The organism is Chryseobacterium flavum (assembly GCF_003385595.1).
In the GTDB taxonomy this organism is placed as follows: Bacteria; Bacteroidota; Bacteroidia; order Flavobacteriales; family Weeksellaceae; genus Chryseobacterium; species Chryseobacterium flavum.
Map to the genome: position 1 here is coordinate 1 of NZ_QNUE01000029.1, position 26,853 is coordinate 26,853.

General features: G+C 35.9%; 20 protein-coding genes and 1 rRNA gene. 13 read left to right on the forward strand and 8 right to left on the reverse strand.

Going from position 1 to position 26,853, the window contains the following annotated elements:
• Window positions 1-81, forward strand: a 5S ribosomal RNA gene (gene rrf, locus DRF59_RS20100); the annotation flags it as partial.
• A gap of 412 nt (window positions 82-493) precedes the next feature.
• On the opposite strand, the gene DRF59_RS20105 is transcribed toward rrf, so the two are convergent.
• Window positions 494-2,122, reverse strand: coding sequence for an acyl-CoA carboxylase subunit beta (locus tag DRF59_RS20105; protein ID WP_115964322.1), 1,629 nt, complete (start codon window positions 2,120-2,122; stop codon window positions 494-496).
• Window positions 2,123-2,593: 471 nt separating this feature from the next.
• On the opposite strand from DRF59_RS20105, the gene DRF59_RS20110 reads away from it, so the two are divergent.
• The 4 genes from DRF59_RS20110 (at window position 2,594) to DRF59_RS20125 (ending at window position 8,276) form a co-directional block, all read left to right on the forward strand.
• Window positions 2,594-3,472, forward strand: coding sequence for a DMT family transporter (locus DRF59_RS20110; protein WP_115964324.1), 879 nt, complete (start codon window positions 2,594-2,596; stop codon window positions 3,470-3,472).
• A gap of 12 nt (window positions 3,473-3,484) precedes the next feature.
• Complete coding sequence (locus DRF59_RS20115; protein ID WP_115964326.1) at window positions 3,485-4,567, forward strand: putative type IX sorting system protein PorV2; 1,083 nt, start codon at window positions 3,485-3,487, stop codon at window positions 4,565-4,567.
• Window positions 4,568-4,580: 13 nt separating this feature from the next.
• Window positions 4,581-5,345: a hypothetical protein gene (locus tag DRF59_RS20120; RefSeq protein ID WP_241505645.1), complete on the forward strand. Its 765-nt coding sequence runs from the start codon at window positions 4,581-4,583 to the stop codon at window positions 5,343-5,345.
• 78 nt (window positions 5,346-5,423) lie between these two features.
• Window positions 5,424-8,276 carry a T9SS type A sorting domain-containing protein gene (locus tag DRF59_RS20125; RefSeq protein ID WP_115964329.1) on the forward strand — a complete coding sequence of 951 codons (2,853 nt, stop codon included), beginning with the start codon at window positions 5,424-5,426 and terminating at the stop codon, window positions 8,274-8,276.
• 323 nt (window positions 8,277-8,599) lie between these two features.
• Here DRF59_RS20125 and uvrC read toward each other — a convergent pair whose 3' ends face one another.
• Together uvrC and DRF59_RS20135 are read right to left on the reverse strand one after the other, a co-directional pair.
• The gene (uvrC, locus tag DRF59_RS20130; protein ID WP_115964331.1) at window positions 8,600-10,396 is read right to left on the reverse strand and encodes an excinuclease ABC subunit UvrC; all 1,797 of its coding nucleotides are present in this window, start codon (window positions 10,394-10,396) and stop codon (window positions 8,600-8,602) included.
• An 83-nt stretch (window positions 10,397-10,479) separates the two neighbouring features.
• Window positions 10,480-11,241 (reverse strand): hypothetical protein, encoded by a 762-nt coding sequence (locus tag DRF59_RS20135; RefSeq protein ID WP_115964333.1) that lies wholly within the window; start codon window positions 11,239-11,241, stop codon window positions 10,480-10,482.
• Window positions 11,242-11,370: 129 nt separating this feature from the next.
• Here DRF59_RS20135 and hutH point away from each other — a divergent pair, with 129 nt between their 5' ends.
• The 3 genes from hutH (at window position 11,371) to DRF59_RS20150 (ending at window position 14,968) form a co-directional block, all read left to right on the forward strand.
• The gene (gene hutH / locus DRF59_RS20140) at window positions 11,371-12,858 is read left to right on the forward strand and encodes a histidine ammonia-lyase (protein ID WP_115964335.1); all 1,488 of its coding nucleotides are present in this window, start codon (window positions 11,371-11,373) and stop codon (window positions 12,856-12,858) included.
• Window positions 12,859-12,948: 90 nt separating this feature from the next.
• Entirely contained in the window at window positions 12,949-13,395 is a 447-nt protein-coding gene (locus tag DRF59_RS20145) for a GNAT family N-acetyltransferase (RefSeq protein ID WP_115964337.1), read from the forward strand.
• 91 nt (window positions 13,396-13,486) lie between these two features.
• A complete protein-coding gene (locus tag DRF59_RS20150; RefSeq protein WP_115964338.1) occupies window positions 13,487-14,968 on the forward strand; it encodes a S8 family peptidase in 1,482 nt (493 codons plus the stop codon).
• 75 nt (window positions 14,969-15,043) lie between these two features.
• Here the strand turns inward: DRF59_RS20150 and ygiD are convergent, their stop codons facing one another.
• Both ygiD and DRF59_RS20160 read right to left on the reverse strand, forming a co-directional pair.
• Entirely contained in the window at window positions 15,044-15,871 is an 828-nt protein-coding gene (gene ygiD, locus DRF59_RS20155; protein WP_115964340.1) for a 4,5-DOPA-extradiol-dioxygenase, read from the reverse strand.
• 80 nt (window positions 15,872-15,951) lie between these two features.
• Complete coding sequence (locus DRF59_RS20160; RefSeq protein ID WP_115964342.1) at window positions 15,952-16,464, reverse strand: YceI family protein; 513 nt, start codon at window positions 16,462-16,464, stop codon at window positions 15,952-15,954.
• A 437-nt stretch (window positions 16,465-16,901) separates the two neighbouring features.
• Here DRF59_RS20160 and DRF59_RS20165 point away from each other — a divergent pair, with 437 nt between their 5' ends.
• Complete coding sequence (locus DRF59_RS20165; protein ID WP_241505646.1) at window positions 16,902-19,040, forward strand: S9 family peptidase; 2,139 nt, start codon at window positions 16,902-16,904, stop codon at window positions 19,038-19,040.
• 201 nt (window positions 19,041-19,241) lie between these two features.
• Window positions 19,242-20,267, forward strand: a complete 1,026-nt coding sequence (locus DRF59_RS20170; protein ID WP_115964343.1) for an LLM class flavin-dependent oxidoreductase — start codon at window positions 19,242-19,244, stop codon at window positions 20,265-20,267.
• A 78-nt stretch (window positions 20,268-20,345) separates the two neighbouring features.
• On the opposite strand, the gene DRF59_RS20175 is transcribed toward DRF59_RS20170, so the two are convergent.
• The 3 genes from DRF59_RS20175 to DRF59_RS20975 all read right to left on the reverse strand — a co-directional run bounded on the left by DRF59_RS20175 (window position 20,346) and on the right by DRF59_RS20975 (window position 24,889).
• Window positions 20,346-23,381: an AAA family ATPase gene (locus tag DRF59_RS20175; protein WP_115964345.1), complete on the reverse strand. Its 3,036-nt coding sequence runs from the start codon at window positions 23,379-23,381 to the stop codon at window positions 20,346-20,348.
• A 3-nt stretch (window positions 23,382-23,384) separates the two neighbouring features.
• Complete coding sequence (locus DRF59_RS20180; protein WP_115964347.1) at window positions 23,385-24,590, reverse strand: metallophosphoesterase family protein; 1,206 nt, start codon at window positions 24,588-24,590, stop codon at window positions 23,385-23,387.
• Window positions 24,591-24,736: 146 nt separating this feature from the next.
• Entirely contained in the window at window positions 24,737-24,889 is a 153-nt protein-coding gene (locus DRF59_RS20975; protein WP_167456712.1) for a hypothetical protein, read from the reverse strand.
• Window positions 24,890-25,046: 157 nt separating this feature from the next.
• Here DRF59_RS20975 and DRF59_RS20185 point away from each other — a divergent pair, with 157 nt between their 5' ends.
• The 3 genes from DRF59_RS20185 to DRF59_RS20195 all read left to right on the forward strand — a co-directional run bounded on the left by DRF59_RS20185 (window position 25,047) and on the right by DRF59_RS20195 (window position 26,810).
• Entirely contained in the window at window positions 25,047-25,907 is an 861-nt protein-coding gene (locus DRF59_RS20185; RefSeq protein WP_185144939.1) for a hypothetical protein, read from the forward strand.
• 9 nt (window positions 25,908-25,916) lie between these two features.
• A complete protein-coding gene (locus DRF59_RS20190; RefSeq protein WP_115964349.1) occupies window positions 25,917-26,171 on the forward strand; it encodes a VF530 family protein in 255 nt (84 codons plus the stop codon).
• Window positions 26,172-26,309: 138 nt separating this feature from the next.
• Complete coding sequence (locus tag DRF59_RS20195; protein WP_115964374.1) at window positions 26,310-26,810, forward strand: FKBP-type peptidyl-prolyl cis-trans isomerase; 501 nt, start codon at window positions 26,310-26,312, stop codon at window positions 26,808-26,810.
• Window positions 26,811-26,853 lie beyond the last annotated feature (43 nt).

The following is a 26,853-nucleotide window of genomic DNA, read 5'->3' on the forward strand; positions in this document are numbered from 1 at the left end:
CTGTTCCCATTCCGAACACAGAAGTTAAGCCCACCAGCGCCGATGGTACTGCTAACGCGGGAGAGTAGGCCGCCGCCAGTTTTTATTTTATTTTTAAAATCCTTTATCGTTATGATAAAGGATTTTTTTGTTATATACCCCCTGTGAATGAGCAATAGGCAATAAGCAATAGGCTATAAGCCATCAGCCATGAGCCATTAGCAAGAATTGACAATGAGTACAGCTTACCATTCATCAATTACTCTGAACCCATATCCCAAAACTTATAACTCATAACTCTTATAACCGTACCGTTATCCAGCTTTACTGCTCCCCGGCTCCCCGGCTCTGTCAAAAGTGTAATACAGAATATTTTTCCTTAATAAATTTTTACCTCTAGTAAAAAATGATAACTACTTACCTTATGAATGGATATTGGGGTTTGACTTGAAAATTAAACTAAAAACGGCTGTTTCAGAACTGAAACAGCCGTTTTCTATTTGTAAAACAATAATTATACTTGTATTACTCCTAAGTTGAATTTCTCAGTAATAGGAGAATGATTGGCAGCCTCAATACCCATGGATATCCATTTTCTGGTATCTGCCGGATTAATAATTGCATCGGTCCAGAGCCTTGCTGCAGCATACGTTGCATCTGTCTGTTTCTGATATCTTTTTGATATAGTATCAAGAATTTCATTATGTTCTTCCTCTGAGGTCTCTTTACCTTGCTTTTTCAAAGTAGATTCCTGTATCTGTGCTAAAACTTTTGCAGCCTGTGCTCCGCCCATTACTGCTAAATCTGCCCATGGCCATGCTACAATAAGCCTTGGATCATAAGCTTTGCCACACATAGCATAATTCCCTGCTCCATAAGAGTTCCCTGTAATAATTGTAAATTTAGGCACCACAGAATTGGATACAGCATTTACCATTTTAGCACCATCTTTTATGATTCCACCATGTTCGGACTTTGAGCCTACCATGAAACCGGTAACATCCTGTAAGAAGATCAAAGGTATTTTTCTTTGATTACAATTGGCAATAAAACGGGTCGCTTTATCTGCTGAATCAGAATAAATTACACCTCCGAACTGTACTTCACCCTTTCCATTTTTAACCATTTTTCTCTGATTGGCTACAATTCCTACTGACCAGCCATCAACCCTTGCAGTAGCACAAATGATACTTTTCCCATAATCCGGTTTATATTCTTCATATTCGGAATTATCCACAATGCATTTAATGATGTCATAGGTATCATATTGCTCTGCTCTTGAAACAGGCATAATTCCAAAAATATTTTCCGGATTTTCTTTAGGTGGAAAACTTTCAATGCGGTCAAAGCCGGCCTTTTCAGTACTTCCTACAGATTTCATAATGTTTTTAATCCTATCCAACGCATCTTTATCGTCTTTTGCCTTATAATCAGTAACTCCTGAAATTGAACAATGGGTAGTCGCGCCCCCAAGGGTTTCGTTATCAATACTTTCTCCGATTGCTGCTTTCACGAGGTAGCTCCCTGCAAGGAAAATAGAACCTGTTTTATCAACAATCATTGCCTCATCACTCATAATAGGAAGATATGCTCCTCCTGCTACACAACTTCCCATAACAGCTGAGATCTGGATGATTCCCATAGAACTCATTTTAGCATTGTTTCTGAAAATTCTTCCGAAGTGTTCTTTATCAGGGAAAATTTCATCCTGCATGGGAAGATATACGCCCGCAGAATCTACCAGGTAAATAATAGGAAGCCTGTTCTCCATAGCAATTTCCTGAGCTCTCAGGTTCTTCTTTCCTGTAATGGGAAACCAGGCTCCTGCTTTTACAGAAGCATCATTAGCTACAATGATACATTGCCTGCCGGATACATATCCGATAACAACTACAACCCCACCACTCGGACAGCCTCCGTGCTCCTGATACATTTCGTAGCCTGCAAATGCTCCAACTTCTATAGAATCTGAATTTTTGTCGAGAAGATAATCAATTCTTTCTCTTGCTGTCATTTTTCCCTCTTCACGAAGCTTCTGAAGCCTCTTTTCACCACCTCCTTTTTTGATGTCGGTGAGCAAGCGGTTGATTTCTGAAAGTCTTAATCTGTTTTGATCTTCACGTTTGTTGAATTCGATATCCATAAAATTTCAATTTTTTACGCTTAAAGATACTATTTTTATAAGGAATACGAACGGAAGTAAAACACTTGTTTAATATATTGGTATTCAGAAAATTGTGAAATTTTTAACAAAAAAATATTTTTAATTGACTTATATTTTTTCTAACTTTACAACAGAGTAACAGAGATCATATTCTCTTCAAAATACTCAGTTCCTAGTTTATTTTTTTAATAGTTTATTATTTGAAGGCCCTGAAAGTTTAACAAATTTTCAGGGTTTTTTTATGGATTAATAGCTAAAAGTCGTAAGTAATATTTTGTTATTATTTCAGTTAAAATTTTTTGATAAAGAAAGATTGAATCTGCTCATTAAAGAAAAAATCTGTAAAAAAGCTTATTTATATTTTTTTATTAAAGTAAATTTATATTTTTTATCAGATTTGTAAAAGCCTATTCGTAAATTTGCACGGTAAAAAATTGAAGAAGGTAGAGTATGCATAAATTAGCACTTTTCAGATTACATCTGATTGTATTTTTGTGGGGTTTTACAGCTATTTTGGGTAAGCTGATTCATGCAAACGCACAGGTATTGGTGTTTTATCGCATGTTGTTTGCCGCTATTTTTCTTTTTGTATTTATAAGAGTATATAAAAAGGAGAGTATTAAAATTTCTAAAAAAATATTTTTTCAGCTGGCTGCCATTGGGTTTGCAATGGCACTTCACTGGTACTGTTTTTTTTATTCTATAAAAGTTTCAAATGTATCCATTGCTTTAAGCTGCCTTTCTTTATCCACACTTTTTGCATCTATACTGGAGCCTGTTATCTTTAAAAGAAAAGTTGATATTTCAGAAGTGGTGATGGGAGTAGTGATTGTGGCCTGTATTTTACTTATATTTAAAACCGAATTTCAGTATAAAGAAGGAATTTTTTATGGAATCCTCTGCGCTGTTTTTGGTACCATCTTTTCCGTTTTCAATGGCAAAATGTTTGGAAAAACGAGTTCGGGGAATATCATTTTTTATGAAATTTTTTGTGGATGGGCTATATTAACGATCTTTTATCTGTTCACCGGCCAAATCTTTAATATGGATGAAATAAACTACAGAGATCTTGCGTTAATATGCTTGTTGGCAAGTGTTTTTACAGCTTTTCCAATGTTGGAATCAGTAAAGCTGATGAAATATATTTCGCCTTTCACTTTAATTTTAACAGTTAATTTAGAACCGGTCTACGGAATTATACTAGCTTTTTTTATCTTTGGAGAATCAGAACATATGAGCCCAATATTTTATATTGCTTCAGGAGTTATGATACTGGCAATCATTGCAAATGGATTAATAAAAGCCAGAAAAACAAAAAACTTTAACTAAGCATCAAATTATATGATGAAAAAATATTTTTTACTTGCATTTTCACTGTTGTTCGGGCTGTCTCAATCTCAGATTATCAGAAAGTACTCCAATGAATTTTTAAATATCGGAGCTGGCGCCAGGGGACTGGCAATGGGAGGAGCAGTAATATCCAATCAGGATGATGTTTATTCCCCGATGTGGAACCCTGCAGGTTTAATGTCTGTTGAAAGAGACTGGCAGGGTGCTGCCATGCATGCCGAATACTTTGAGTCTATTGCAAAATATGATTATCTGGCGTACGCAAAAGTGATGGAAGAAGGAGTTTTTGGTGTTTCAGTGGTAAGGCTTGGAGTGGATAATATTTTGAATACCACTCAGATGATAGATTCGGAAGGGAATATTGATTATGATAAGATTACAAAATTTTCCCAATCTGATTATGCTGCTATTTTGTCTTATGCTTTCAGGCCTGGAGGTAATCCTAATCTGGATGTGGGTGTAAACGCTAAAATTGTCTACAGAAATGTAGGAAAGTTTGCAAGTGGTTATGGTTTTGGTTTTGATGTGGGGGCTATTTATAAAGGAAATAATGGCTGGAAATTTGGTGGAATGGTTCGTGATATTACAACAACGGTAAACTTCTGGAGTGTTAATCAGAAAGAATTATCAGCAGTTGTTAATGGTGAAGAGTTTAATCCGGCTCCAAAAGATAAGATGGAGCTTACAATGCCTAAGCTTAATGTTGGGGCCAGTAAATTATTTGAAATTAACAGTAGTGTATACGTATTGCCGGAAGCTGGAATTAATGTTGATTTTGCTAAAACGGCTTCACTGATTTCAACAGATTTTGCAAGTATCAGTCCATATGCTGGAGCAGAGCTTGGATATCAGAAAATGATTTTTGTAAGGTTGGGGATTAACAGGTTTCAATCTATTACGGATATAGAAGATCTTAAAAGAAAAGTTTCTTTCCAGCCAAGCGCAGGGGTTGGAATCAGATATAGAGGGCTTACTCTGGATTATGCAATTACAAATTCAGGAATAGGCGGATCTAATTTCTATTCTAATTTCTTCTCACTCAAGCTGGATATGGGTGCTTTCAGAAATGATTAAAAATTATAAGAATATGAAAAGGATATCAATAGCTATGTTGACAGTTTGTTCAACACTGGCTTTTAGTCAAAAGGTTTCAGATTACAAATATGTATCGATTCCTGAAAAATTTGAGAGTTTTAAAAAAGAAAGTTATGGTTTGGAAGCATATCTGGCAAAAGCTCTGAGTGCAAAAAAGTATATCATTCTTCCGGCTAATAAAGACCAATGGCCTTCTGAAGCTAAAGATAATTCCTGCAATGTAATTAATGCTAATGTTCTGGATGATTCCAGTTTATTTACTAATAAAGTGATTCTGCAGTTTACAGATTGTAATAAGAAAACTGTGATAGAAGCTAAAGGAAGAACAGGAATTAAGGAATTTGAAGAAGGGTATGCTGATGCTTTAAAGCAGGCTTTAGTAAGCATTTCCGCCTCTAATCCGGTTAATCCGTTGCCTGTCCAGACAACTGAAACTATAGATACGAGAGTTCAGACAACCGGCACTGAAACTACCATCACCAACACTGCTTCCAATAGTACTCATACTGCCAGCAGTTTTTCAAATGGAAAGCTTAATTTACAAAAAATACAGATTGACGGGAGTCAGTTTATCTTAGCTCAATCTGGCAGTTCTGTTCCTTTTGCAATCTTTAAGGCATCATCGAAAAAGGACGTTTTTATTGTAAAACTGGATAACGGAAATACTACGATCGGTTATACTGAAAATGGAAATATAGTGATAGATATTCCGCAAGGTGACGGGAAGTATTCTAAAGAAGTTTTTACAGCCAAATAGCATTAAAAGTTATAAGACTAACCATAATCCTTAATTCATTACTGTTTTTTGAATTAAGGATTTATTTTAACTAATACCATGAAAAAAATCTACATTCCCTTATTGACGCTAATGTCAATATTTTCCAGTGCACAAAATGTACTGAATACCAAATTGCATGAAATTAATTTTGGCGGATCAAGTGATCCGAAATCTTTCATCAAGCTTAATGAACTGATTATTTTTCCGGCTGCAAGATCAGATGATGAAGGAAGGGAGCTCTGGTGTTTTAATTCTGTAACCCAGAAATCTATATTACTGAAAGATATCTATCCAGGGCACAATAGTGGTGTATCGGGGAATCCTGCTTCCGTAAAATTAAACAATAAAATATACTTTTTAGCACAGCAAAACTCATCATATTATCAGCTTTGGGTAACTGATGGTACTACTACAGGAACTATAAAATTAACTGATCTCAGTTCAAACTTTGAAATTAATGAACTTGTGGTAGCGGAAAACAGGATTTTCTTTTATCAGAATAATGAACTGTGGGTGTATGATACAATAGCAAACAGTTTACAGTTGTTAAAAACTTTTGAATATTCAGGAAATGTTAAACTGTATTCTTTTAATAATGCGATATTTCTGGCTGCAAATGACGGAATACATGGAAAAGAGATATGGAAATCTGATGGAACGCCGGCAGGAACAATATTATTGAAAGATATTACACCCAATTCAGGGGGAAGTATTTCTAATGATTTTAAAATTATTGAATTTAATAATAAGTTTTATTTTATTGCCAATTTGCCAACCGGATATGAACTCTATGAAAGTGATGGAACAACATTAGGTACAATTTCTGTGAAGCCGGTGAATGTTCAGGAATTAGATGGTGCAGCAACGGATAATTATTTTGTTTTCAGAGGATTTGATCCGTCAGGTAGCGGAATTGAACCTTGGGTGTCAAATGGTACGGCTGCAGGAACCCAGTTGTTAAAAGACCTGATTCCTGGGGTTACGAGTTCCATGGCAATGAATAAATTCATTCGTTTTAACAATAAAATTTATTTTGAAAGTAATACCAACGGAACAAGTCCTGGCTATGGTAATTACATCTGGGAAACTGATGGTACCGAGGCAGGTACGGTATTATTCAATACACCTCCTGATATGAAGCTCTATGGGAAGAGTTCTGATGGATTATATTTGTTTTTTACTACTCCTAATACTGGAGTCAGATATTGGATTACAAATGGAAGCTCTGTTCTGCCCTATGAAATTACAGGACTTAATATGCCTTATAACAATAGCTTCATTGATCTTAATTCTAAGATTTATATGGCCGGGACCAGTCAAAAAAACGGAGGAGAAATATTTTCCCTTGATCCTTTTTCTAAAGTTGTTTCAATAGCATCTGATATCAGCAGGTATGAAGGTTCTGCTCCCCATTCTTATGATGTATTGAACAATAATCTGATTTTTATTGCCAAAGATCGTGAGTTCAGTAATCAGCTGTATAGAAGAAATAAAAATACACAACAGGTTGAAAGGTTATCATTCTTTAACACAGGAGGAATTGTACCGGATGGAGTAGCTACGGCATTTGATGATACTTTTACAAGAGTAGGAAATTATCTTTATACAAAAGGAGGATTTTACAGGACAGATGGAACTGCAGCAGGTTCAAAAGTAATTATTATGTTGGAGCCTCTTACCAATAGAGTTCTTTATACTGCCCTGAATGATAATGTGCTGCTTCTTTCTGCCCATAGTAGCTATATGGGGACTGAGCTTTGGAGAATTAATAATAGTTCAAACTCAATAGATCTTGTGATGGATATCTCGATGGATAATATGGGAAGTTTGTATAATGTGGATACAAGGACTGCAGTCCTGAACGGATATGCTTATTTTATTGCAAGAAAAAACGGAAAATTGGCCATATGGAAGTCAGATGGTACAAATCCGAATACATACCAAGCAATTCAATTTATCTACCCAAATGGAGCAGATGGAGATATAAAAGTACTGAACACCATTAATAACAAATTACTTTTTACTTTAACTTCAGAAAATAATCCGGGTTACGGACATACTGAGTTATGGTCTTCTGATGGAGATCAGACTTCTTCAGTGTTGCTGAAATCTTATATTGAACCATCGGGTTCAGGAGTTGTATCGAGGGAAACCGGTATACTTAATAATAAATTATTTTATGTAACGTCCGGCTACTCTTCCGGTTTACATTCTACTGATGGGACGGTTTCGGGAACAAATAAAATTATTTCAGGTAATTTTTTATCTGATGTTAAGTTTAAAAAATGTGGAAATCAGTTGTTTTTTACCAATGATAATGATAAAGAGTTATGGAGGACAGACGGTACCAACAATGGCAGTTATATTGTAAAATCAGGATTTTCCGGTATAAAAGATATGGTGTGTGCTAATAATTATCTTTATTTTCTGAATGGGGATTCTCAAAAAATATGGAGGGCCAATGGAGTCGTTGCAGATACTGCTCCAATTGATGTTTTTATCATGAATGATGACCAGCTGCTGGTTAATGAAAATATCCAAAAAATGGCGACGGATGGTGAAAGTTTATTTCTGACTATTTATACAAAAGAACATGGAAGTGAGTTTTATGCAATTACAGATACTTTACCTGTTTACTTAGCAACGCATGAATCTGATAACGCGGACCATAAAAAAGGGAATGTTGATCTGCAGATTTATCCTAACCCTGTTTTAGAATATTTTTCAATACAGTCAAAAGAGAAAAATAAAATTGAAACAGTAAAAATTTTTGACACATCAGGAAAGTTAGTAAAGAGTATTACCTACAATGATGAGAAAATTAATGTATCAGAACTTGCTTCAGGAACATATTTTATTAGAATTAAAACAGAAAAAGGAAATTATCTGAGTAAGATTCTAAAAAAATAATATATTATAAAAGGCTCTGAAAAAGAGCCTTTTACATTCATATATGTTGATGTGTTTTCTTAATGTTGGTACAAATTATTCCTTACTTATTTTGTTTACTTGTTTTTATAAGAAACAGCTTGTTTTATGTTTTCGAAGCTAGTACTAATTTAAGAATAATATTATAAATAATGTTAATTTATTTGTAATATTTTACTTTTTTATGTTTAAGTATATTGTTTTCTCTTGTTTTATGGTAATTTTTAAGTTTTGTCTTATTTTGAGACAATGTAGGAACTCAATATCTTTCGGAGATATTGTTAATGTAAACAGGAGATTAGTTGCTATGAGTTTTTATTGAAAAATTCCCAAACTACTCTGGCTTTGCTTTTTCCTAAAATTTCTTCCAGCATCTCAAGATTTGCTTCTTTGATACGTTTCACAGATTTTAGTTTAGATAATAGGAGCTCAATCGTTTTATTTCCAACCCCGGGAATTTCTTCAAGTTCAGACTTTATTGTGGAGTTTTTTCTTCTGGTCCTGTGATGTTTTACCCCAAAACGATGGGCTTCATCCCGCACTCTTTGCAGGATTTTTAAAGTTTCAGATTTTTTGTCAAGGTATAAAGGAATAGGATCTTCCGGGAAGAAGATTTCTTCAAGTCTTTTTGCTATCCCTATAATGGTAATTTTTCCATATAGGCCTAATAATCTCAAGCTTTTTACAGCAGAAGAAAGCTGTCCTTTTCCTCCGTCAATCAGGATTAACTGAGGGAGGCTTTCACCTTCATCCAGCATTCTTTTATAACGACGGAATATTACTTCTTCCATCGTTGCAAAATCATTAGGACCTTCTACTGTTTTTGGATGAAAAATTCTGTAATCTGCTTTACTCGGCTTACCATCTTTAAAAACTACGCAGGCAGAAACGGGATTGGTACCCTGGATATTTGAATTATCAAAACCTTCAATGTGTCTTGGCTCTACAGGCATTCTGAGCAGCTTTTGCATTTCGGCCATAATTCTTGTAGTATGTCTTTCAGGGTCTACGATTTGAACCTGTTTCAGTTTTTCAAGACGATATTCTTTTGCATTCTTTTCTGAAAGTTCTACAATTCTTTTTTTATCTCCTACTTTAGGAACAATCAGCTTAACATTCGGAATTTCTACAGATAAATGGAAAGGAAGCAGTACCTCCTTTGAATCAGATCCAAATTTCTGACGGATCTCAATCAGGGCTTCCTCCATGATATCTTCATCACTCTCTTCAAGAATTTTTTTGATCTCCGTTGTGAAACTCTGGATAATATTTCCATTTCTTATTTTGAAGAAATTAACATATGCTGCAGTTTCATCACTGGTCATTCCAAAGACATCCACATCATCAATATTAGGATTGACAACTGTATTTTTAGCTTGATAATCCTCTAGTATATCCAGCCTTTCCTTAATAATCTGAGCTTCTTCAAACTGAAGGTTAGAAGCTAATTTCATCATCTGGTTAATCAGATAATCTTTTGCTTTACGGAAATCCCCTTTAATAATTCCGCGGATAGCATCTATTTTTTCATCATATTCTTCTTTGCTTTCCAGCCCTTCGCAAGGCCCTTCACAGTTCTTGATATGATATTCAAGGCAGACTTTATATTTTCCTTCAGCTATTTTATTGGGAGCAAGATTCAAATTACAGGTTCTGAGCTTGTAAATATGCTTGATGGTATCCAGTAAAATTTTAGCAGGTCGTACCTTAGCATACGGACCGTAGTATTCCGAGCCGTCTTTAATAACATTTCTCGTCAGGAATATCCGGGGAAATTCTTCATTTTTAATACAGATCCAGGGATAAGTTTTGTCATCTTTCAACATGACATTATAAAAAGGCTGATGTTCTTTGATCAAATTATTTTCCAATAAAAGAGCATCATATTCACTGTTTACGATGGTCGTTTCCAAACGCTGGATTTTACCGACCATAATTTTAATCCTGTATCCGGAAAGGTTTTTGTTGAAGTATGAGAGTACCCTTTTCTTCAGATTTTTAGCTTTACCCACATATAATAGCTGGTCGTTTTTATCATAATAACGATAAACGCCAGGTTCGGATGGTAAAGTTTTGAGTTGTAATTCTAAAGAAGGATTCATATAACAAAATTAAGGAAACTTTCCCTATTTAAAAAAAAATTAAACCCGCGGTCATTTGCGGGCTTAATGTATATTCTAAGAGGTTATCCGTTCATTATGGCAGTATATTCATTGACCAGAAAACTGAAATAATCCCATTCTACAGAGTTCTTTGGATATTTTTTCATGAACTCTGCATTATCACCAAAAAGAAAATCATAATGATCTTCAAAGTCATCCTTGTGAAGCCACATAATTTTATCTCCTTTCTTTACATAATAAGATTTAATTACACCACCTCCCAGCTGTGGAGAGCCCATCACAGAAAAGCCTGTTGTTTCCTTTGCTCTGGGATCATGATATACGGAAATAATACCATTGAATTCAGGGTTGATCAGCTGCATAAGGAATTCTTTATCATCCTTTTTGTTTTTTAAGGAAACGGTCTGATTTACAAAATGAATCCTGTCATTGCCCGTATTTTTTGCTAATTTTTTTGTACTGAAATTTCGGATATTTCCCATGTATTTAGCCACTTTGGCAATTTTTTCAGCATTGCCTGGATATACATACATTTCGCTGATCTGATCAGCGTTAAAGATAATATTCTTTTTTGTCACACTATCCTTAATAGCCACTTCATAGATCTGCCCTTTTTTTGTTTCAATCTTATTACAGAAACCTTTGTAGGATGTTCCGTCTTTTAAAATAACGGTCGATGTTTTCTTTGGTGACGGAATATTAAAGCCTTCATTGAAAAGATAGGTCTCCATTTTCTTTATCTCTTCTTTAGAATATTTTACTTTCTGGCCAAAAGAAACAGTGCCGGCCAGGCACAATGCAAGCAGTAAAGATTTAAGTCTCATGTATTATTGTTTTTTGTTCGACAGTAAAAATAGTAAATTATATTACTTGTTACGATAAAAATATAGAACCATGAAAATTAGTTTTTCCAGTTATTGTTAAATGTGTAATTTTAAGAAAATTTTTTAGAAATGATATACGGAGTAGATGTTTTCACTTTCCACGATGTTCTGGAAATCTGTAAAAAAACTAATAAAGCCAAGCTTAATAAAGCAGCAAAAGAACAAATTCTTAAGTCTCAGAAAAACGTCCGGCAAATTGTAGAATCTGACAGATGTGTATATGGTATCAATACAGGATTCGGGCCATTATGTGATACGAAAATATCTGCTGACGAAACCGCACAATTACAATATAACTTAATTATTTCACATGCCGTAGGAGTAGGAAAGCCCATTGATAAAGAACTTTCAAAAATCATGATGATTGCTAAAGTGCACGCTTTATCAAAAGGATTTTCAGGAGTTTCTCTGGAAGTTATTGAGAGAATGATCCTGATGCTGGAAAAAGATATTATTCCGGTAGTTCCTGAACAGGGATCAGTAGGAGCTTCAGGTGATCTTGCTCCGCTAGCCCATCTGGTATTACCTTTACTTGGCTTAGGACAGGTTTGGGAAGGGGATCAGGTTTCCGATACTATGGAAGTATTGAAAAAACATAACCTTGAGCCTTTGGCTTTAGGGCCTAAAGAAGGATTGGGATTAATCAACGGTACTCAGTTTATCTTAGCTCATGCAATCAAAGGGCTTGAAAAATTTGAATATTTATTAGACCTTGCAGATATGACTGCAGCCATGAGTATTGAAGCATACAGAGGTTCTGCAAGCCCTTTCAAAAAAGAACTCCATGAGATCAGACCTTTTGAAGGCAGTAAGAAAGTTGCTGCACGAATGCTTAAATTCCTGAAAGGATCAGAAAATATGAAAGCACACGAAGACTGTGAAAGAGTACAGGATCCTTATTCAATGAGATGTGTGCCGCAAGTACATGGAGCAAGCAGGAATGCTTTTGAGCATTTAAGGAATATGGCAGAAACTGAATTAAACTCTGTTACTGATAATCCGATTGTTCTGAGTGCAGAGGAATCTATTTCAGGAGGAAATTTCCATGGACAGCTAATGGCTTTACCTCTGGATTATGCTACTTTGGCAGCTGCAGAATTAGGAAATATTTCTGACAGAAGAAGTTATTTATTGCTGGAAGGAAAATATGGACTTCCCAGATTGCTGACCGAAAGCTCAGGATTAAATTCCGGGTTTATGATTCCGCAATATACATCAGCTGCTTTGGTCACTGAGAATAAGACCTTATGTTTTCCGGCATCGGCAGATTCTATTCCTACAAGTTTAGGCCAGGAGGATCATGTCTCTATGGGAAGTATCTCAGGAAGAAAATTTAATCAGGTTCTTGGGAATCTGGTCAATATTTTGTCAGTTGAGTTAATGTTTGCTGCTCAGGGGCTAGAGTTCAGAAGACCATCCAAATGCTCTAAAGTAATTGAAGAAAACTTTGCGATTCTCCGTTCCAAGGTTGCTAAGCTCGAAGATGACAGGCTGATCGGTAAAGACATGTTAGCGATCGCAGAATTGATCAATGAAAGAAAGTTTATTGTCAACTAATCTAAAATATAATAAAAGCTTCCGAAAGGGAGCTTTTTGTTTCACAGATCTTTAAATCCTTCAATTTTTAAATCTTTAAATCAAATAGATATGAATATACTCAGAACAGATTCTGCCAATATAGATTTCCAAACTCTTGTAAAATCCCTTGACGCTACTTTATCCGAGCATAATGGTGAAAATGACGATTTTTTTGCTCAATTCAATAAAATTGATACCATAAAAAACTGTATCGTAGCCTATATTGATAGTATTCCGGCAGCCTGCGGTGCATTCAAACCGCTTTCGGAAGATACCGTAGAAATTAAAAGAATGTTTACCCATCCGGAATTCAGAAAAAGGGGATTAGGTTCCACTATTGTACAAGAACTTGAAAACTGGGCTGCAGAACTGAATTTTAAAAAAGCAGTCCTGGAAACCTCCCGGGATCTTAAAAATGCAATTTCAGTATATGAAAAAAACGGGTTTAACAGAATCCCCAATTATGGGCAATACATTGGAGTTGAGCAGAGTGTCTGCTACAAGAAAGTATTATAATTTAATATTCCTGTAATGCTAAATTCAATTTTTTTAAGTTTTTAATTCCCGTTAAAGTGTTATATTGTGGTTCCAACCAAAATTATAACATATGAAAAAAACTGTATTCCTACTGGCAATATTTTTTGCCCTGAACTCGTGCTCCAGAGAAGAACTTCAGAATGAAAATGTAAAAACAGAAATGACACAGAAAGATCCGCTGACTGCAAAACAGATCAACGAAAGGATCAATCAGGCGATTAAAACGGACGGTACTTTCAATTGGAAGAATGAGTCCGATCATTTTGTATGGAGTGCTGTTTTCCGCGGAAACAAAATGGTATCGATCGGTTTCGGAGCTTCTAAGGATGACTTCGACAGAAGTAAATCTCCAAACAGCAGTGATATGGAGAAAGAAGTCCTTACTGTGATCAGAAAATATGAAGGAAAAGAAGAGAGAAATTTCCTTCTTCTTTCAGATCAATATCTGAATCAGATGGATGTTGTCATTGAAAATGAGGAAACCATTACTGCGCTCCGGCAAATGAAAACAATACGGTATGTAGAGCCGGCAGATTATCATTATTTTGAATTTGAAGCTCAATATAATACTGCTGCAAAATCTTCCGGAAGCGGTTCATCCGGTTGTGGTTTTTCTTCTGCAACATTAAATACAGCAGATTATACTTCTACAACGCCGGGTGCAAAAATCCCATGGGCTTTTACCAAGCACAATATTCCTGAAGCCTGGAGCTACAGCACAGGGGCTGGGGTGACTATCGGGCTTATTGACACAGGAGTTTCTCCGGAACAGACTTTATTGGGAGGTAGTTTTAATAATGGTGCTTCTTCAGGAAGAACAATCAGTAAATACGGGGTGTATAATTCAGACGGATCAGGAGATAAGTGCGGACATGGGACTAAAATGGCTTCTGTAATGGCGGCTCCTAGAAATAATGCAGGATTACCGGTAGGAGTAGCATATAATGCCAATCTGATTGCTTACAGAGCGGCAGAAAACGTTGTTCTGGAAACTTCCAGTGAGCAGACTGCGGTAAAAACGGCTTTCACAGAATTGGGGAATAATACCAATGTGAAGATCATCTCTATGTCGATGGGACATATTTTTTCTGTCGGAAAAATTGAAGATGGAGTTAAATATGCTTACTCTAAAGGAAAACTGATTTTCTGTGCAGGGGGTACTTCTACCAGCTTCACCAGTTTTGTTGGGGTAATTTTCCCTGCATCAATGCCGGAAACACAGGCGATCACAGGCGTAAAAGAAAATACTTCCAATCAGAAATGTGATGTCTGTCATTCAGGAAGCCAGATCGATTTTACTTTCCAGATGGAGAGATCTTCAGGAAATACCGTTCCGGTCTTGAGCTATTACAACGGACAGGCAGATTATGTAGGTGGTTCTTCTGTGGCTACGGCAGCTACTGCAGGAATTGCAGCATTGGTCTGGGCCAGAAATCCGTCATGGACAAGAGAACAGGTGCTTACTAAAATGAGACAGGCTTCCACCTATTATACAAACGTAAATTCAAGTTACGGCTACGGGAACATTAATGTTTTAAAAGCTGTACAATAAAAAAAGCTCTCCTGAAAAATAAAAGGAAATACCGTCTCTGTAGAGGTATTTCCTTTTTTATTATTTAATGTCAGATTATCCAATCCTTACACTTGTCATGCTCAGTGAGCCTCCGATAAGTTCATCATTGAATAAGGTAAGTTCTTCAGACTGATCTTTCAGACCTAAGGTATAGAGTAGCGGAAGATAGTGGTCAGGAGTAGGAACAGCATATTGTAAGAACGTTCCCTGCTTCTGATAATCGATAATATTATAAAAATTACCGTCAAGAAGCCAGTTATTGGTTTTCTCCCGGGCCTCAATTGCCCAGTCCCAGCCGGCCCCGACCGTATTTATATTTTTCCAGTCGATAAGACGGAGATTATGAACGATATTTCCGCTTCCGATAATCAGGATACCCTTTTCACGAAGTTTGTTCAGTCTTTTTGCCAGATCATAATGATACTGAGGAGGTTTTGTATAATCGATACTCAGCTGGATAACAGGAATATCTGCATCAGGATACATATGTTTGATAACAGACCATGCCCCATGATCAAGTCCCCAGCTATGATCTTCTTCCACATCTACAGGTAGAAGAAGTTCTGCAGTTTCTCTTGCCAGTTCGGGATTTCCCGGAGCAGGGTACTGCACATCAAAAAGGGCTTTTGGAAAACCGTAAAAATCATGAATGGTTTTCGGCATATCCATAGCCGTTACAAAAGTTCCGTCCGTATACCAATGGGCAGAAATGCAGAGAATTGCATTCGGTTTTGGAATTTCTGAAGCTGCTTTCCGGAAACCCTGTACAAATTGATTTTCTTCAATGGCATTCATAGGTGAACCATGTCCAAGAAATAAAACAGGCATTCTCTGAGTGTTTTTAAAACCGTCGCTTATGTTTTGAAGATCATTGAGGTTCATAAATATTGAAGGGTATAAAATAATAAAAGGTTCAAGGCTTTTAGAAAAATCCCTGAACCTTCTACGAAGTATGTTAAAAATTATGCTTGTTTTACAAACTGCAATTCACCTGCTACTTTTACATCATCACTTACCATTACACCTCCTGCTTCAAGTGCTGCGTTCCAGTTTAATCCGAAGTCTTTTCTGCTGATTTTTCCTTCAAAAGAAAATCCTGCTTTTGTATTTCCCCATGGATCCACATTAATTCCTCCGAAGTCTACATCAAGTGTTATAGGTTTTGTAATTCCATTGATGGTAAGATTTCCTACAATAGTATTATTCAATGCCTGAGATTCAAAAGTGATCGTAGGATGTACTTCAGCATTGAAAAACTCAGCTGACTTTAAGTGATTATCTCTGTCTGTATTGTTTGTAAATACAGAATCCGTCTGAATAGTAGCTGTAGTTTTTGCATTTGCAAAAAACTCATCTTCAGAATCAATTTCAGCGGTGAAAGTTCTGAAACTTCCTTTAACGTTAGAGATCATCATGTGTTTTACTTTGAAAGTAATTTCACTATGCGTTGGGTCTAAAATCCATTTTGTTGCCATTGTATTTTGTATTTTTTGTTTGTTATTAATGATGCAAATTTAGGATAGCGTACCTATACAAGTCATTGATATAGGATAAGAAATGAATTTTTTTTGTCAACTGTCAATTTTGCTTCACAAGTGAATGATGAATCACCATAGCTGTCCGGCAAATAGAATTTGACAAGCACAACGAATAGGCTATTCACAATTGACTAATACCAATTGACAATTTTGCTTTACAACTGGTGGATACTGTATCTTTCCAATAATCTAAAATTGACATGCGCAGCGAATTGACCATTCACAATTGACTTATTTAATCCCTTTTAAATTCTACTATTAAGTTAAGAATAATTTCTTTTTAATACATGAATTCCATTTTATGAATGTTTTAATTTAACATTTCTTAACGGGTGATTTTTATTTCTTATTTTTGAAGGATTCAATTTTATGCAATGAAATTATATAAATTTTCTTTATTGATGCTGGTTTTGGGTAATGCTGCATTAGCCCAGACACAGAAGTTTACAATGGCGGAAGCGGTAAATGGGATGAGAACCAATCTCGCAGTGAAAAATATTTCACAGTTTTCATGGTCTGCAGATGGTAAAGCTTATATTCAGGCTGTGAAAGGCGGTTACCTGATGACTGATTTAAAAACAAGCAGGCAGGATACCTTGGTGTCTTTAACTCAGCTGAACAGGCATTTTTCCAATGATAAACTGAAAACAGTTCCACCAATCAAATTTTTAAATACATCCAATGGTTACTTCAGTGTTGAGGATAAGATGTTCTGGATTGAAAAATCGGGTAACGACTGGAAAGTGAAAAGTACTGCTGTCATTGATCGGGATGCTGCCAACGTAAAAATGTTTGGTGATAACCAGACTTTTGCCTTCACAGTAAAGAATAACTTATTTGTAAATAAAAACGGAAAAACGATTGCGGTAACCAACGAAGCGAACGAAAATATCATCAGTGGGCAGGCGGTTCACAGAAATGAATTCGGAATTGATACAGGAATTTTTCCTGCCCCCAACTCCGAGAGTGTAGCATTCTATAAGATGGATCAGACTATGGTAGCAGATTATCCGATCATTGACTGGTCCGTTACTCCGGCTGTAAATCACAATATAAAATATCCTATGGCAGGCCAGACTTCCCATCAGGTAAAGCTTGGGATATATAATATTAAGAATCAGTTAACAACATTCTTAAATATTGATGGAGAAAAGGACCAGTATCTGACTGCAGTTACCTGGAGCCCTGATTCCAAATATATTTTTGTGGCAGTTCTTAACAGGGGACAGAACCATATGAAAATGAATCAATATGACGCGGTAAATGGTGAATTGGTAAAGACTTTATTTGAAGAAACAGACAGTAAATATGTTGAGCCACAGCATCCTCTTATATTTTTCCCGAATTCAAATACAGATTTTATCTGGCAAAGTCAGAGAACGGGTTACAATCATCTGTTTCATTATAGCTTAGAAAAAGGACTGGTAGCACAGATCACAAAAGGAGACTGGCTGGTAACAGATGTTTTAGGGTTTAATGAAAAGAAGAAAGAAATTTATTTTACTTCAACTAAAGAAACTCCTTTGGAGAGACATTTGTATAAGATTAACTGGACCAACTTCAAAATGCAGAAACTGGATAATGCTGAAGGAATGCATTCGGGGATTTTGAGCAGTGACGGAAACTATTTATATGATACTTATAGTAATGCGAATTCGCCAAGAGTTGCCAATATCATCAATACGAATAACTTAAAGATTACCAATATTCTTACTGCTGAAAATACATTAAAAAATTATCAGAGACCCGAAATTAAAAATGTAGAACTGAAAGCTGACGATGGTACTCCTTTATATGGAAAAATTATTCTTCCAACGAATTTTGATCCTAATAAAAAATATCCGGCAATTGTTTATTTATATAATGGACCACACTTACAGCTGGTAACCAATACCTTCCCGGCATCCGGAAATTTATGGTATGAATATATGGCTCAGAACGGATATATCATCTTTACAATGGATGGAAGAGGTTCTGCGAACAGAGGAATGAAATTTGAACAGGCTGTGTTCAGAAATCTCGGTACTACAGAAATGAATGACCAGATGAAAGGAGTAGATTATTTGAAATCCCTTCCTTATGTAGACGGAGACAGAATGGGAATTCACGGCTGGAGTTTTGGAGGATTTATGACAACAAGCTTTATGCTTCGCAAGCCAGATGTTTTCAAGGTAGGAGTAGCTGGTGGTCCGGTGATTGACTGGGGCATGTATGAAATCATGTATGGAGAAAGATATATGGATACTCCACAGGAAAATCCACAGGGATACGCTGCAGCTAATCTTTTGGATAAAGTTCAGAATCTGAAAGGAAAACTATTGATGATCCATGGGGCACAGGATGATGTGGTGGTATGGCAGCACTCTATAAAATTCATCAAATCTGCGGTGGACAACGGAGTTCAGCTTGATTATTTCGCTTATCCGGGGCACCCGCATAATGTGATTGGAAAAGACAGGGTTCACCTGATGCAGAAAATTACAGATTATTTTGATTTGTATCTGAAGAAATAATGATAGAATCCAGCCTGGTTTTAGGCTGGATTTTTTTTGAATATTCCCTTAATACTATTGTATAATCTGATTGAGATTGCTTCGCTTTGCTCGCAATGACACTATTAGTATGATTAGTGTTTAAATCATCTTCCGATCTTAACCAACATCAATGTTTTTGATTTTCCATAGTGGTAATTTTGTATCACTAAAATCAACAATATGGAATTAGGAATAGGAATGTTCGGTGATCTGGCCTTTGATCAGTCAACCGGAAAATATAGAGATGCAGGAATTAAGATCCGTGAAATACTGGATCAGGTAAAATTAATGGATGAGGTGGGAATTGATGTTTTCGCAATGGGAGAGCACCACCGTCCGGATTATGCTGTTTCTTCTCCGGAAATAGTATTGGCAGCAGCAGCAAGTATTACCAAAAATATAAAACTGGCCAGTGGAGTTACTGTGTTAAGTTCTTCTGAGCCGGTAAAAGTATATGAGGATTTTTCAACACTGGATCTTATTTCAGATGGGAGAGCAGAGATATTTGTAGGACGTGGAAGTTTCATTGAATCATTTCCGCTGTATGGTTATTCATTGAATGACTATGAACAATTATTTGACGAAAAATTAGAATTATTGTTGAAAATCAATGCTGAAGAAAATGTAAGCTGGTCTGGAAAACTTCGTGCTCCGATGCAGAACCAAACTGTATATCCACGGGCAAAAAATGATGGGAAACTTTCCATCTGGAGAGCGGTAGGAGGAACTCCGCAGTCTGTTTTGAGTGCTGCACAGTTGGGAATGCCGTTAGTGGTAGCCATTATTGGAGGAATGCCTGTCCAATTCAGGAATCTGATCGAGTTTTATAAGCAGGAATATCAAAAAGCGGGACATGATGTTTCGAAAATGCAGATCGCCATTCACTCTCATACCTTTGTGAGTGATGATCAGAAAGTAGTGGATGGATATTTTCATAACTATAAATCCCAGATGGATAGAATAGGTGCTTCCAGAGGATGGGCTCCTTACACAAAAGCACAGTATGAAGGCGGAAGAAGTAAAGACGGTGCATTATTTATCGGAAGTCCGGCTGAGGTAGCAGATAAAATTGCTTATATGAAAGAAATTTTCGGAATTACAAGATTTATCGGGCATATGGATGTGGGAGATCCTGCGCATGATGTGATGATGAAATCTATAGAATTGTTTGGAAATGAAGTGAAGCCTGTTATAAAAGGACTGTAACAGGGAAGTTTGTGAGGTGTGAAAGCCACAAAAGAAACAAATCTTTTGTGGCTTTTGTTATTTATAAAATATATTTAACTAGATAATTTCAATGATACTCCCTTTTTCCTCATTCTTTACAATATTAAGTGCTGTAGGAATCTTTTCCTTAAGCTCCTCCACATGCGAAATAATACCTACAATTCTGTTTTCTTTCATCAGGTTGGTAAGCGTCTCAAAAACAATATTCACAGATTCCGTATCCTGGGTTCCAAAGCCTTCATCAATAAAGAAGAAGTTTTTATCTGCCTGCGCGTTGGCCTGAACACTTTCTGCCAGTGCGAGAGCCAGACTCAACGACACCTGAAAAGCTTGTCCTCCGGAAAGTGTTTTTACACTTCTGCTTTTTCCTTCGTTGAGGTAATCGATGATCTCGAAATCGTTATTTTCATTAAGCTGCAGACTCAACTGATTTCTTGTCATCCTATGGAAGCGTACATTAGCGTGATCACAAAGCTGTCTCAGGTAAATGGATGAGACATATTGTACAAAACCTGCTCCTTTAAACAGGTTCATCATGACCTTTAAATTTTCAGAACGTTTCTGAAGCTTAACAAGTGCTTTCAGCAGCTCTTCTTTTTTTACGAATTCTTTTTCCAGACGCTCTATTTCTGCAGTTTTTGTCACCACAGAATCGCTGATCTGTTTTTGCTCGTTCTGTGCTTGAGTAAGCTGCTGTTCAGCCAACGAAAACTGGTTGCTATCAAATGAAAGTCCTTTCAGTTTCAATTCCAGTTCCCCGATAAATTTCTTTAAAGCTTCAAATTCAATCTTGAAATTCTGAATTTTAGTTCTTACAACCTGAATATCAATTTCCTGATGCAGAATAGTTTCAACCTCTTTAAAATTGGTGAAACTTTGATCTGCCAAGCCTTTGGCTATAGCCAAATCATTTGCGGAAATCTCTTTTTCAAGTTCTGTAATTTGTTTTTCAGATTGGCTGACAATGGTTTTCTGTTCTGCCAATTTTGGAGAAAGAATTTTTTCCTGCTTTAATGCTTTATTATAATTTTCTTCGGTTTCTTTGTTGGATTGCACCAGCTTTTGATAAGCTTCTTCAACTTCTGTGATTGTTTTTTGAGCATACAGATTCCAGTCCAGGATTTTAAGACCGGAACGGCTGATATTAATCTGCTCTTGTTTTGAAACTTCTTCTAGCCTGAAAGCCTCCAGTGCACTCTTATATTTCTCCAGAGTTTTGTTTTCTTTTTCCAGCGTTTCTCTTTCCAGTGCTATATTTCGTTCCGCTTCTTCAATCTTTTTTTCTAAAATAAATGAGTCCGAACGTTTTTTCTCAAATTCATCTTCCCGATCATGAGAAAACTGCTTCCATGTAAAACTTAGAATATGATGTTCTATATCTTTCTGAATCCGGAGCAACGTTTTTTGCTCTGAAGTAAGCTGTTCTTCAAAGATTTTTTTGCGGTCCAGGATTTTATCAATTTCGGATTCCTGTTTTTGAACGGCAGTCACTTCCTGCTCAACGGATGTAATATTCTCCTGAATCTCTTGTAATTCAGTATTCACATCATGAAATTCTACAATATGCGGATGTTCTTTAGAACCGCAGAGAGGGCAGTTTTCACCGTCGTGAAGTTCATTGGCAAAACGGGAAAGCTCTTTTTGTATTTTAAGATGATCCAGTTTTTGGGAAAGCTCTTTTCTTTTTGCTTCTAAAGTTTCTTTCCTGATTCTGGAATCATCTTTGAAATTTTCATGATAGCCAAAAGGTTTCAATTCTTCTGCAATTTCTATGAGCTGTTTTTGCTGTTGTTCAATTTTTCCGGCTTGTTCCTGTAATGATTTTTTTAAATTCTTTTGTTGAATAAACCAGCTGCCTGCTTCAGAAAGTAAAGCGGAATCGAGCTTTTGTTCCTTTAAGATTTTTATCTGTGAAGAAAGCTCATCAATTTTTTTCTGAATTTTCTCCTTATTGACAGCCACTTCTTTTACCTTTTCAGAACCGTTCCGGGTTCTTTCATTCAGGATTTTGATTTCTTTAGAAAATTTCAGGATCTGTACGATCAGGTTCATATCATCTTCCTGAATTTTTGATTGCTCCAATGCCTTAAATTGAGGTTCAAGAGCCGAGAGCTGTTCTTTTATAATATTAAAAGCCTTTTCGGTTTCCTGCCATGTTTTAATCTGCTGTTCTTTCTCGTTTCGTTTATCTGTAATTTCCTTTGAAAGCTTATTTTTTTCAATAATCAACGGATTGAAGATTCTGAAAATACGATCGTATAACTCTGCCCGAGCTTCCAGAGCATCCATCTGAGGTTTCTCTTCAGAGAGCTTACTGAATTTTTCCTTATTCAGCTGTAAACTCTCAAAATCACTTTTCAGGTTTTTAAGCTGTTGATAGGTCTGGGAGATTCTTTCCAGTTTTTCATTGGATTCCGAGAGTTTTTTCTGTTCCTCTGTAAGTTCCTCTTTCTGAATCTTGATTTTCTCTTCATTGATATCTTCAAAGCCCTTTAATTGCCCTTCAAGCTGATCCAGTTCAGATCTGTTTTTTACATTAAGGAGAGAAACATTGTTCTGAAGATCAAATTTCTGAAGGTTAAAAATTTCCTTCATCATATTCGTTCTTTCTGCGGCACCCAGCTCAAGGAATTCTTTGAACTGTCCCTGCGGAATAATGATGGTTCTTTTAAAATTGGAATAGCTTAGGCCGATAATGGACTCTGCATTCGAATGCTCCAAAGGAACCCATTTACCATTGATATTTTCATAAAAAGTAACAGCATTAGGCTTTACGTCTTCGAATTTTTTGGAGTTTCTCTTAAAATCACGGGTTGCACGGAAGAGCTTATTTTCATAATTCACAAAATCAAATTCTATATAAGAACTGTTTGATTTCAGATTCATCATGTTATAAGCCCTCTTGTCACGCATATTCAAACGTTCTGTTTCTCCATATAAAGCAAACGAAACCGCTTCAAGAACGGAAGATTTTCCGGAACCAACCGCACCGAAAATCCCAAACAGGCCTGCTTCAGTAAGATTTCTGAAATCAATAGTCTGGCGTTCCCGGTAAGAATAAAGTCCTTCGATAGTTAACTGAACAGGGATCATGGCTTATGCATTTAAAATTTCGTTAAACAAATTCATCAGTTCTTCATTGGCTTCCTGCCCGCCGTTTTTAGATTTAAAATAATCCTTGAAAAGAAGCTCAATATTTTGATTTAAATTGATTTCATGAGTTTGCTCTTCAGTAAATTCTTTATTTTTTATTTTTGGAATGAGGTGAACAATTCCATTATGAGACTGATAAATCAATCTTCTTTCATCAGCTGTTAAAAAAGTTTCACTTTCCAGTGTGAGTTCTATAAATGTATTGGGATTTTCACCAAGCCACTGAACCGTATCATCTACAGAAGTAAAGGTTTTTCTGACAAGGATTCTTCCGTTTTTTAAAGCTTTTTTTTCATACCTAACTGATTTTCCCGGTTCCGCATCAATGATAGAGACATATTTTGTCTGCCCGGCCTCACTGAAACTGTAGCATAGAGGAGAAGATGAATAGATCACAGGCTTTTCCTTCGTACCGATATTCTGAAATCCATGAAGGTGGCCCAATGCCGTATATTGAATCTGCTCAGGAATGCTGTCAGAGAAAATGAGATCTGCATTACCTATTTTAATTGGTTTTTCTCCTTCCGGTTCTTCTAAAATTTCCGCCCCTCTTTTATTCATATACAAATGAGCGGTCAGAAGATTAACTCCGGAATCATCACAAAACTGATCTGCAAGATCTTCCCATTTTTGAGAAAGCACTTTGTTGATCTCCTCTTCTTTATTTTCACCAAAATATTCTTTTAAACGGATTTCATTGGCAAAAGGAGCATGAAGGATTCTTACCGGGAAATCTATTCCGTCAATTTTCAGCTCTATAAAACCTTCTTTTGAGTTGGTTATGTTGAAATATTCTGTTCCGAAAGGAGTAATTTCAGTCTTGGGATGGCCGATTAAAATAATTCCGCATTCCCGCGCCAGAGGATCAGGAGCATTGATTAAACTTGGAGAATCATGATTGCCGGAAATCGCAATCACCGGACGTTTTCCATTCAGAGATAGACGCTTCAGTGTTTTATACAAAAGTTCAACAGCCTCTACACCCGGATTGAAATTATCAAAAAGATCGCCGGCAATTAAAACTAAATCAACGTTTTGCTCATCAGCAATCTGAACAATTTCATTCATAACCAGAACCTGTTCTTCCAGTCTTGAAAAACGGTCGAGGCGTTTACCCAAATGCCAGTCGGCAGTGTGGAGGATTTTCATAATTTAAATTTGAGAATTAAAAAGAATATATGCTGCATAATTTTCCACTTGTTTCGTAAAGAATTATTTTGCAGCTATTACCATGTAAAGATAGAGAATACTTAATTTTAAAAATAAGGTTTTCCTTAATTCGGATAAAAACAATTTTATGGTTTATTGCCAGCTTCTCTTGCTTTGAAATCTTCCCGGATCTGTTTTAATCTTGCTTTTCTTTCTGCTTCTGCATTTTGTATTTTACGTTTCTTCTGATCAATTTTCTTTTTATTTTTTTTCCTGTTCGCTTCGTTATTTTTGCTCATGTTTTGTATAGCAGATAATTTTTATGGATAAAAAATAGCTTCTTCAAAAATAAGAAACAAAATATAAAAATATAGATTGATGATTAAATTTAAACCCGATACAAATCTTTTTCAGGCAGATTTATTTTATTAGTATTTTTGATGAAAATTAATATTCATGAAGTTTTGTTTAACAATATTATTGGCTTTATTAGGGATGTCCATTAATGCTCAAGACCTTGAGGAAATATCAGAGGAGGTAACAGAAGAAGGGATAGCATTATATCGTAGTGAAATGGCAAGTTGGTATGGTACAGATATCGTAAAAGAGAATTACAGAAATATGGAAAATATAGGAGGATATTTTTCTTATTTAGACGATGTACCTAAATGTATTTTCTTCTCCAAACAGAATAAAGTGGTGGCTACAGTTTCTTTTCCTACCAATTATAACTCTGCTAATGCAAAAATTGATTTGTCTGAAAGGGATTTCACTTCTGTTGAGCAGGATTATTTTACAATCAGACAGAAAGCTCTTGCCAGAATAAGCAATGACACCATTTTTAAGCAGTATAATAATACAAACTTTAATCTGGTTCCTATCATTAAGCAGGATTCTAAGAAAGTATATGTTTTAACTGGACCTTCTGTAAATAATGTTGTTGTTTTCGGAAATGATTATCTGCTGACTTTCAATAATAATAATGAAATAAGAAATGTTGAAAAACTACATAAAGGAATAATTGTTCATGATATAACCAATATCAACAAAGACAGTAATGCAAGTGGTGTTCATTCTCATGTTTTAGATAACTGGCAGCAGATTACTCCTACAGATATTTGTACTCTTATGCTATACCAAAATCTTACAGGATGGGAAACCTATACAACAGTTTCCAAAAAGTATGCTAGTATATGGAATCATAAATCGAATAGGGCATTTGTAATGACAACCGAGGCCTTTAAAAAGATAGCCAATTATCAACTGGAAAAAAATAAGAAGGCAGAAAATAAAAATACTCAAGATTCAAAAAAATAAAAGCGAAATATGGAACAGCAGTCCAAAGATCCTCTACACGGAAAAAGGCTGGATGCGATCCTTGAGGAACTGGTAGAATATTATGAAGGTTTCAAAAGGCTTGGCGAACAGATCAATATAAAATGTTTTACAGATAATCCAAGTATCAGCTCTTCTCTGAAATTTTTACGGAAAACACCCTGGGCAAGAACAAAGGTGGAAAGCTTATACCTTTTTGTCCTGAGACAGAAAAAGAGAGAGGAGGCCCGAAAAAATAAAGGCTAAAAAAGAGAGAAATATTTTTCTTTATGCCTTTCATAGTTTCCTTCTTCCATCTCCCATCTTCCCAGCTCATTGAATCATTTCAAAAACAGTATATTTGTATCATTAATCGTGAGACAAAATCACGAAAAAAAGAAAAATATGACAATTGAAAACAATCACGTTGTAGCTGTAAAGTATATACTTCACACTATCGAACCAGATGGAAGTAAGATTCTTGTAGAAGAGACAACAACAGAAAATCCGCTTACATTTTTGTATGGTGTGGGAATGATGATTCCAAAATTTGAACAAAATATCTTAGGTTTAAAAGCTGGCGACAAAGCGGCTTTTGTAATTCAGCCTGAAGAAGCTTACGGTGAAAGACAGCCGGATGCTATTGCACAGCTGCCGATTGAAATGTTTAAAGAATCGGGAACTCCGCCAGTAGGAGCAATATTACCATTATCTGATAATCAAGGGAACCATTTTCAGGCATTTGTAGTAGAAATTACTCCTGAAGCTGTAGTGGCAGATCTTAATCATCCGATGGCAGGAAAAGTTTTGGATTTCCAGGTAGAAATTTTAAATACCCGCCCGGCAACAGAAGAGGAATTGGCACACGGCCATGCTCATGGAGTTGATGGAACGGATGCTCACTAAAAAATAATAAAAAATGTCCGGGAAACCGGACATTTTTATTGAT

Bases quoted from the DNA above. Each gene is read 5' to 3' on its own strand.
- DRF59_RS20105 (WP_115964322.1), bottom strand. From the start codon at position 2,122: ATGGATATCGAATTCAACAAACGTGAAGATCAAAACAGATTAAGACTT.
- DRF59_RS20110 (WP_115964324.1), top strand. From the start codon at position 2,594: ATGCATAAATTAGCACTTTTCAGATTACATCTGATTGTATTTTTGTGG.
- DRF59_RS20115 (WP_115964326.1), top strand. From the start codon at position 3,485: ATGATGAAAAAATATTTTTTACTTGCATTTTCACTGTTGTTCGGGCTG.
- DRF59_RS20120 (WP_241505645.1), top strand. From the start codon at position 4,581: ATGAAAAGGATATCAATAGCTATGTTGACAGTTTGTTCAACACTGGCT.
- DRF59_RS20125 (WP_115964329.1), top strand. From the start codon at position 5,424: ATGAAAAAAATCTACATTCCCTTATTGACGCTAATGTCAATATTTTCC.
- uvrC (WP_115964331.1), bottom strand. From the start codon at position 10,396: ATGAATCCTTCTTTAGAATTACAACTCAAAACTTTACCATCCGAACCT.
- DRF59_RS20135 (WP_115964333.1), bottom strand. From the start codon at position 11,241: ATGAGACTTAAATCTTTACTGCTTGCATTGTGCCTGGCCGGCACTGTT.
- hutH (WP_115964335.1), top strand. From the start codon at position 11,371: ATGATATACGGAGTAGATGTTTTCACTTTCCACGATGTTCTGGAAATC.
- DRF59_RS20145 (WP_115964337.1), top strand. From the start codon at position 12,949: ATGAATATACTCAGAACAGATTCTGCCAATATAGATTTCCAAACTCTT.
- DRF59_RS20150 (WP_115964338.1), top strand. From the start codon at position 13,487: ATGAAAAAAACTGTATTCCTACTGGCAATATTTTTTGCCCTGAACTCG.
- ygiD (WP_115964340.1), bottom strand. From the start codon at position 15,871: ATGAACCTCAATGATCTTCAAAACATAAGCGACGGTTTTAAAAACACT.
- DRF59_RS20160 (WP_115964342.1), bottom strand. From the start codon at position 16,464: ATGGCAACAAAATGGATTTTAGACCCAACGCATAGTGAAATTACTTTC.
- DRF59_RS20165 (WP_241505646.1), top strand. From the start codon at position 16,902: ATGAAATTATATAAATTTTCTTTATTGATGCTGGTTTTGGGTAATGCT.
- DRF59_RS20170 (WP_115964343.1), top strand. From the start codon at position 19,242: ATGGAATTAGGAATAGGAATGTTCGGTGATCTGGCCTTTGATCAGTCA.
- DRF59_RS20175 (WP_115964345.1), bottom strand. From the start codon at position 23,381: ATGATCCCTGTTCAGTTAACTATCGAAGGACTTTATTCTTACCGGGAA.
- DRF59_RS20180 (WP_115964347.1), bottom strand. From the start codon at position 24,590: ATGAAAATCCTCCACACTGCCGACTGGCATTTGGGTAAACGCCTCGAC.
- DRF59_RS20975 (WP_167456712.1), bottom strand. From the start codon at position 24,889: ATGAGCAAAAATAACGAAGCGAACAGGAAAAAAAATAAAAAGAAAATT.
- DRF59_RS20185 (WP_185144939.1), top strand. From the start codon at position 25,047: ATGAAGTTTTGTTTAACAATATTATTGGCTTTATTAGGGATGTCCATT.
- DRF59_RS20190 (WP_115964349.1), top strand. From the start codon at position 25,917: ATGGAACAGCAGTCCAAAGATCCTCTACACGGAAAAAGGCTGGATGCG.
- DRF59_RS20195 (WP_115964374.1), top strand. From the start codon at position 26,310: ATGACAATTGAAAACAATCACGTTGTAGCTGTAAAGTATATACTTCAC.